Annotated in this window: 6 protein-coding genes; 2 read left to right on the top strand and 4 right to left on the bottom strand. The window is 73.9% G+C overall.

The window, feature by feature from the left end; all coding sequences use genetic code 11:
• Together GT030_RS19510 and GT030_RS19505 are read right to left on the bottom strand one after the other, a co-directional pair.
• On the bottom strand, window positions 1-287 hold a 287-nt coding region (locus GT030_RS19510; RefSeq protein ID WP_346009687.1), incomplete at its 3' end, for an ATP-binding cassette domain-containing protein.
• The gene (locus GT030_RS19505) at window positions 280-1,188 is read right to left on the bottom strand and encodes an ABC transporter permease (protein WP_161202196.1); all 909 of its coding nucleotides are present in this window, start codon (window positions 1,186-1,188) and stop codon (window positions 280-282) included. The genes GT030_RS19510 and GT030_RS19505, both read right to left, overlap by 8 nt.
• 178 nt (window positions 1,189-1,366) lie before the next feature.
• On the opposite strand from GT030_RS19505, the gene GT030_RS19500 reads away from it, so the two are divergent.
• Window positions 1,367-1,990 carry a TetR/AcrR family transcriptional regulator gene (locus GT030_RS19500; RefSeq protein WP_135788705.1) on the top strand — a complete coding sequence of 208 codons (624 nt, stop codon included), beginning with the start codon at window positions 1,367-1,369 and terminating at the stop codon, window positions 1,988-1,990.
• A 7-nt stretch (window positions 1,991-1,997) separates the two neighbouring features.
• On the opposite strand, the gene GT030_RS19495 is transcribed toward GT030_RS19500, so the two are convergent.
• Both GT030_RS19495 and GT030_RS19490 read right to left on the bottom strand, forming a co-directional pair.
• Window positions 1,998-3,590 carry a glycosyltransferase family 2 protein gene (locus GT030_RS19495; RefSeq protein ID WP_161202195.1) on the bottom strand — a complete coding sequence of 531 codons (1,593 nt, stop codon included), beginning with the start codon at window positions 3,588-3,590 and terminating at the stop codon, window positions 1,998-2,000.
• 25 nt (window positions 3,591-3,615) lie between these two features.
• Complete coding sequence (locus GT030_RS19490; RefSeq protein WP_161202194.1) at window positions 3,616-4,881, bottom strand: glycosyltransferase 87 family protein; 1,266 nt, start codon at window positions 4,879-4,881, stop codon at window positions 3,616-3,618.
• Between the two features lie 241 nt (window positions 4,882-5,122).
• Between GT030_RS19490 and GT030_RS19485 the strand changes: the two genes are divergently transcribed.
• Window positions 5,123-6,070 (top strand): glycosyltransferase family 39 protein (locus GT030_RS19485; protein ID WP_237522674.1); only part of this gene is annotated, 948 nt, incomplete at its 3' end.

Raw genomic sequence — 6,070 nt, 5'->3', positions numbered from 1 at the left:
AGCAGGGTGGACTTGCCGGAGCCGTTGGAGCCGATCAGGCCGATCGCCTCGCCCCGGTGGGCGACGAAGGACACCTTCTTCACGGCGTGCACCCGGCGCACCCCGGCCGCCTTCTCGGCCTTGCCCCGGCGCAGGATGCGGTTGAGGGCGGCGGTGGCCGAGCCCCGGCCCGCGCCGGTGCCGTTGACCCGGTAGACGATGTCGACGCGGTCGGCGACGACGGTGGGGACCCGCTCGGCACTCGCGTCCTGCGGGGCCGGGACGGGGGAGATGGTCTGCTCAGCCACGGCCGTAGGTCTCCTCAGCCTTCCAGAAGTAGATGAAGCCGCCGATCCCGGCGGCGACCGCCCAGCCGGCCGCCGCGAGCCACACGTGCGGGGGCAGCTTGTCGGCGCCGAAGCTGTCGATCAGCGCGAACCGCATGAGGTCGATGTAGAGCGCGGCCGGGTTGTACTCCAGCAGCAGCGACATCACCCGCGGCTGGTCCTTGGTGTGCTGGTCGATGCTCCACATCACGCCGGACACGTACATCCAGGTACGCAGCAGGAACGGCATGAGCTGGGCGATGTCCGGGGTCTTGGCGCCCATGCGGGCCAGCACCATCGACACACCCGCGTTGAACACGAACTGCAGGACCAGTGCGGGCAGCGCCAGCAGCCAGGACGCGGAGACCGGCACGCCCACGCAGAGGATGATCGCGACCAGCGCCAGCATCGAGAACAGCAGCTGCTGGAGCTGCTGGAGGCAGAACGAGATCGGCAGTGCGGCGCGCGGGAAGTGCAGCGCCCGCACCAGGCCGAGGTTGCCGGAGATGGCGCGGGTGCCGGCCATGATCGAGCTCTGCGTGAACGTCCACACGAACACGCCCGTCACCAGGAACGGGATGAAGTCGGCGACCCCGCGCTTGGTGCCCAGCAGCACGCCGAAGATGAAGTAGTAGACCGCCGCGTTCAGCAGCGGGGTCATCACCTGCCAGAGCTGGCCGAGTTTCGCCTGGCTGTACTGCGCGGTCAGCTTGGCGGTGGCGAAGGCGGTGATGAAGTGCCGCCGGTCCCAGAGCTGCCGGACGTACGCCGGTACGGAGGGGCGGGCGCCACTGACGGTCAGGCCGTGCCGGGCGGCCAGTGCCGCCAGGTCGCCGTCGGCCGGAACCTGCATCGGGGGCGGTGCGTCGAGGACCTGGCTCACATCCGCTGCTTTCGAATCGGGTGGTGGGGGAAACGCGGTCCGGCCGTTGCCCGCCGTTTCCGCGTGCTTTCCCGTCCGTTTACTTACGTCGGGACGGGACCGTATCGTCGTAACGGGAGAGTAGGCCCATCCGACGACGGAACGCAACCGTTGCGTCGTCCCGCCTATGCTGGTGGGCATGACGACCAACGCCGACGAACCCCCGGCGCGCCCGCGCCGGGCCCCGGCCGGGGCCGCCGTGCTCCGAGAGGACGTGACGGAGGCGATCCGCGCGGCCGTCTTCGAGGAACTGGCCGCCGTGGGGTACGCGCGGATGTCCATCGAGGGCATCGCGCGCCGGGCCGGCGTCGGCAAGACGGCGGTGTACCGGCGCTGGCGCTCCAAGCTCAACCTGGTGCTGGACGTGGTCTCCGCGATGGCGGTCCTCGGCCTCCCCGCCCCGGACACCGGCTCCCTGGAGGGCGACCTCCGGCTGCTGTACGAGGTGATGTCGCGCGCCCTGCGCCACCCGGTGGCCTCGCAGATCATCCCCGACCTCCAGGCGGAGGCCGCCCGCAACCCGGAGATGGCCGAGACCCTCCAGAAGGCGGTGCGGGACGGGCAGGACGGGGTCGCGTCGAAGATCGTGGCGGCGGCGCGGGAGCGGGGCGAGGTGAGCGCGGACCTCGACCTGGACCTCGCCCTCGACCTGATCTCCGGCCCGCTCTACTGGCGTGCGGTGATCATCCGCAGCCCGAAGCTGCCCAAGGGCTACTTGGCGAACCTGGCGAAGGCGACGGCGGGCGCGCTGAAGGCGCTCTAGCCCCCCATCAGCCCCCGATCAGCCTCCGCAGCCGCCCGCGCGCCACCCGCGCCGCCCCCGCCGGGCCGGTGGCCACGCGCAGGGACAGGGCCCCGGAGTGGGTGGCGTACGGGTGGGCCAGCAGCACCAGGTGGCGTGGGCTGGGCAGCGCGCGTCTGCGCAGGTGGGGGCTGTCCGTGCGGGCGTGGGCGGTGATGTCCCGGTGGGCGCCGTCCTTGAAGTGGACGGTGAGGCACAGGTCCCAGACGCCCGCGCCCAGCGCGTGCAGGTCGACGGCCGCCTCGGCTGTCCAGGTGCCGTTCGGCGCCCGGACCAGGGGCAGCGTGATGTGCCGGACCGGGCGGCCGGTCGTACGGTCGTGCCAGCGGGCCGTCACCGCCAGCGGGCCCGCCTCGGCGAGGCGGTCGTACAGCTCGTGCAGGCGCAGCCGGAGCCGGGCGCCGCGGGCGTGCGGGAGCAGTTCGGCGTCCATCGCGCAGGGCAGCGCCTCGGTGGGGCAGGTCAGCAGCGGGGTCAGGTCGACGCCCGGATGCGCGTCCGACCAGACGGGGGTGCCCTCGGGGGTGCGGGCGTACGGGGGGAGCAGGCGGGCCGGGCGGGCGGCCAGTTCACGCAGCCGGGGCAGGTCGTGCGGCTCGGGGGACACCAGCACGAACCGGCCCAGCAGGGTGCCGGGTGCGGCGGGGTCGTGCGCCCAGTCCTCGGCGTCGTACCCGGCGAGGTAGCCGCGGGTGTGCGCCCACCAGGCACGCCGGTACTCCGGGTCCCGCAGGCTCAGTTCGCGCAGGTACATGCGCAGTTCGTGGTCGAGGAACTTCGCCCGCGCCGCCCGCGCCAGTTCCGTCTCCCCGGCCCCCCGCAGGATCTCGTACGTCTCGGCGCAGGCGCGGGTGCGGGCGTGCCAGTTGCCGATGTGCTCCCGGTTCAGGGAGAGCGAGAGCTGTTCGGCGGCCCGGCGGACGTGCCAGACGTACACGAGGTCCGGGACGAGGGCGATGCGGGGGGCGGCGGCGAGGACGCGGGCGGTGAAGACGAAGTCCTCGTAGAGGTAGCGGCCCTCGGGGAAGCGGATGCCGTTCACCCGGAGGAAGTCGGTGCGGTACAGCTTGTTGACGCACAGGGTGTCGTGGACGAGGTGCGGGTGGTCGGCGGGGTGCCCGATCAGTGCCCCCTCCGCGAACAGGCCGGACTGCCAGGGATGTTCGCGGCCCGAGGGCAGTTCCCGGCGCACGCACAGCCCGGCCGCCACCTCGGCCCCGGTCTCCGTCGCCGCCCGCAGCAGCGCGTCCACCGCGCCGGGCGGCAGCAGATCGTCGCTGTCCAGGAACATCACGTACGGCAGGGTCACCGCGTCGGTGCCGGTGTTGCGCGGGGTGCCGCAGCCGCCGCTGTTGACGGCGTGCCGGATCACCCGCAGCCGGGGCTCGCCGGCCGCGAGCCGGTCCAGGATCTCGGCGCTGCCGTCGGTGGAGCGGTCGTCCACCGCGACGACCTCGCCCACCGCCGGACCCTGGTCCAGCGCGGAGCGCACGGCGTCGGTGACATGGGCGGCGTCGTCGTAGCCGATGACCACGACGGCGACCCGGGGGGCTTCGGACATGGGGTCCATGGTCGCTGCCGGGCCGTCAGGAGCCGGTCAGGGCACGGTCCGGGACCCGGCCGGGCTTGGGCAGGGCGCGGCTCGCGGGCACGTTGGCCGGGGGCCGGGTGGACTGCCACAACCGGACGAAGGACAGCACGGCGGCGGCCAGCAGCAATACGTTACGGGCCAGGATGAGCAGACAGCCCGGCCAGGTGCCGTCGATGACCGCGCCGTAGTTCATCGGGAACACCAGGGTGCTCACCCCGGTGGCGATGAGGATCAGCAGGGCCACCGGGCGCTGGCGGGTGTGCCGCGAGGTCAGGCAGACGGCGCCCAGGCCCAGCAGCCAGATCAGGTACTGGGGGCTGATGACCCGGCTGGTGACGGTGAACAGCAGCACCGCGGTGAGCGCCGCGTCGTACGGGGTCGCCGGGGAGAAGTGCCGGGCCCGCAGCCGCCACACCACCAGCAGCGCGAAGGCGGCCACCGTCAGCGCCAGGGAGACGGTGGCGACCGTGTGCACGTGGGGGCCGACCAGCTCCATCGAGCCGTACTGGTAGCGCACCGTGCCGGACCAGCCCGCGTGCCGGGCGAGGTTGAGCGCGGTGCCGCCGAGCGACTCCAGCTGGACGCCCCGATCACCCTGTTCGCGCAGGAAGGCGAAGGGGTTGGCGAACAGCAGCGCCAGCACCGTGAGGGAGGCGCAGCCGGCCGCCGTCGCCCACGACCACGCCGAGCGGGTCGCCCGTCCGCGTGACACGCCGAGCAGCACCAGGGCGGGCCAGACCTTCACCACCGCGCCGAGCGCGCCGAACACCCCGGCCGTGCGCGGCGACCGGCCGAGCGCCAGGAGGGCGGCCACACCGAGCGCGGTGACCTGGACGTCGTAGCGTGCCAGCGGCATGTGCAGCAGCAGTGGGAGCCCGCCCACCCAGAGCGCGGCGCCGCGCAGACTGCGTCCGGTGCGCCGCCCGGCGACGGCCAGCGCCACCGCGACGGCCGCGTCCGCCACCAGCGTCAGCAGCACGAACGCCTCGAAGTACGACAGCCCCGGCAGCAGCCCCGGCGCCAGCAGCACCAGCCCCGCGCCGGGCGGGTACTGCCAGAGCGTGTCGTGCGCGGGGAACGTGCCGTGCGACAGGACGCCGTACCAGTGGAAGTACAGCCGCCACACCTCGCGCGACACCGAGCCGCCGCCCAGCACGTGCGCCGAGCCGAGGACGAGGAGCCCCAGCATCAGCGCGCGGGTGGCGAGCCAGCCGGCGACGAGGGCGAGGACCGGACCGGAGGTGACACGGAGACGGTTCATCGCGTGGGAGCCTAATCCGCGCGGATGGTGTATCTCTGCCGATACGCCGTCAATGATCGGAAAAGACTGTCTCATCGCAAAAGATCGGGCCGTGGTGGACGTCGGGCCTCTGGTGGAAACGCAGCCGCCCCGAGCGGCTGGAAGAACGGCGGTCGTGCCGGGCGGCGCGGGCGCGGAGCGGATCGGCGGGGTGCCGTGGCGCGTCCGGTGGGGCGCGCCCGTGTGCCTGCCCGCGCTGGTGATGCTCGGGCTCGGGCTGTGGGGGGTGGACCGGGGCGGGATGTGGCGCGACGAGGCCGTCACCTTCCAGGTCGCCCGCCGCTCGGTGCCGCAGATCTGGCAACTGCTGCACGGCGTCGACGCGGTGCACGGCCTGTACTACCTGCTGATGCACGCCGTCCTCGCGGTTCACCCGGACGAGGTGGTGCTCCGGCTGCCCTCGGTGGGCGCGGCGGCCGTCACCGCCGCCCTCGTCGGCGAACTGGGCGTCCGGCTCGCCGGACCGCGCGTCGGCCTGTGGGCCGGACTGCTGTACGCCGTCTCGCCGCTGGCCGGCCACTACGCCCAGGAGGGCCGCTCGTACGCGCTCGTCGCCGCGGCCGCCACCGGCGCGACCCTGCTGTTCGTCCGCGGGGTGCGCACCGGCGCCTGGCGGGCCTACGGCACGGTCCTCGCGGTCACCTGCTGGCTGCACGAGTTCGCCGTGCTGCTGCTCCTCGCCCACGGGGCCTCCCTCGCGCTCGCCCGCGTCGGCGCGCGGGTGTGGCGGGGCTGGGGGGGCGCGGCCGGGCTTGTGGTGCTCACCCTGCTGCCGATGATCCTGGTCTCGCACGCCCAGTCCGCCCAGCTTGCCTGGGTCCGCCCGCCGACCTGGGCCACCGCCGAGAGCCTGCTGCGCTGGTTCCTCGGACCGGGCGAGGGCGTGTACTGGACCTGCCTGGTGCTCGCCCTGCTGGGCCTGGCCGGACTCGCCGGGCCACCGGGACGGCTGACCTGCGCACGGGTCGGCCTGCCGCTCGCCGTGGTGCCGCCCGCCGCCCTGATGCTGGCCTCGCGGCTCTCCCCGCTCTACGTCGACCGGTACGTCCTCTACGCCCTCTCCGGCGCGCCCCTGCTGGTCGCCGCCGGTGCCGACCGGCCGGCCCGGCTCGCCGCCCGGCTGCGGCTGCGGGTGCCCCGGCTTCCGGTG

The organism is Streptomyces sp. SID1328 (genome assembly GCF_009865595.1).
In the GTDB taxonomy this organism is placed as follows: Bacteria; Actinomycetota; Actinomycetes; order Streptomycetales; family Streptomycetaceae; genus Streptomyces; species Streptomyces griseoluteus.
This window is presented reverse-complemented; position numbering and strand designations above follow the sequence as displayed.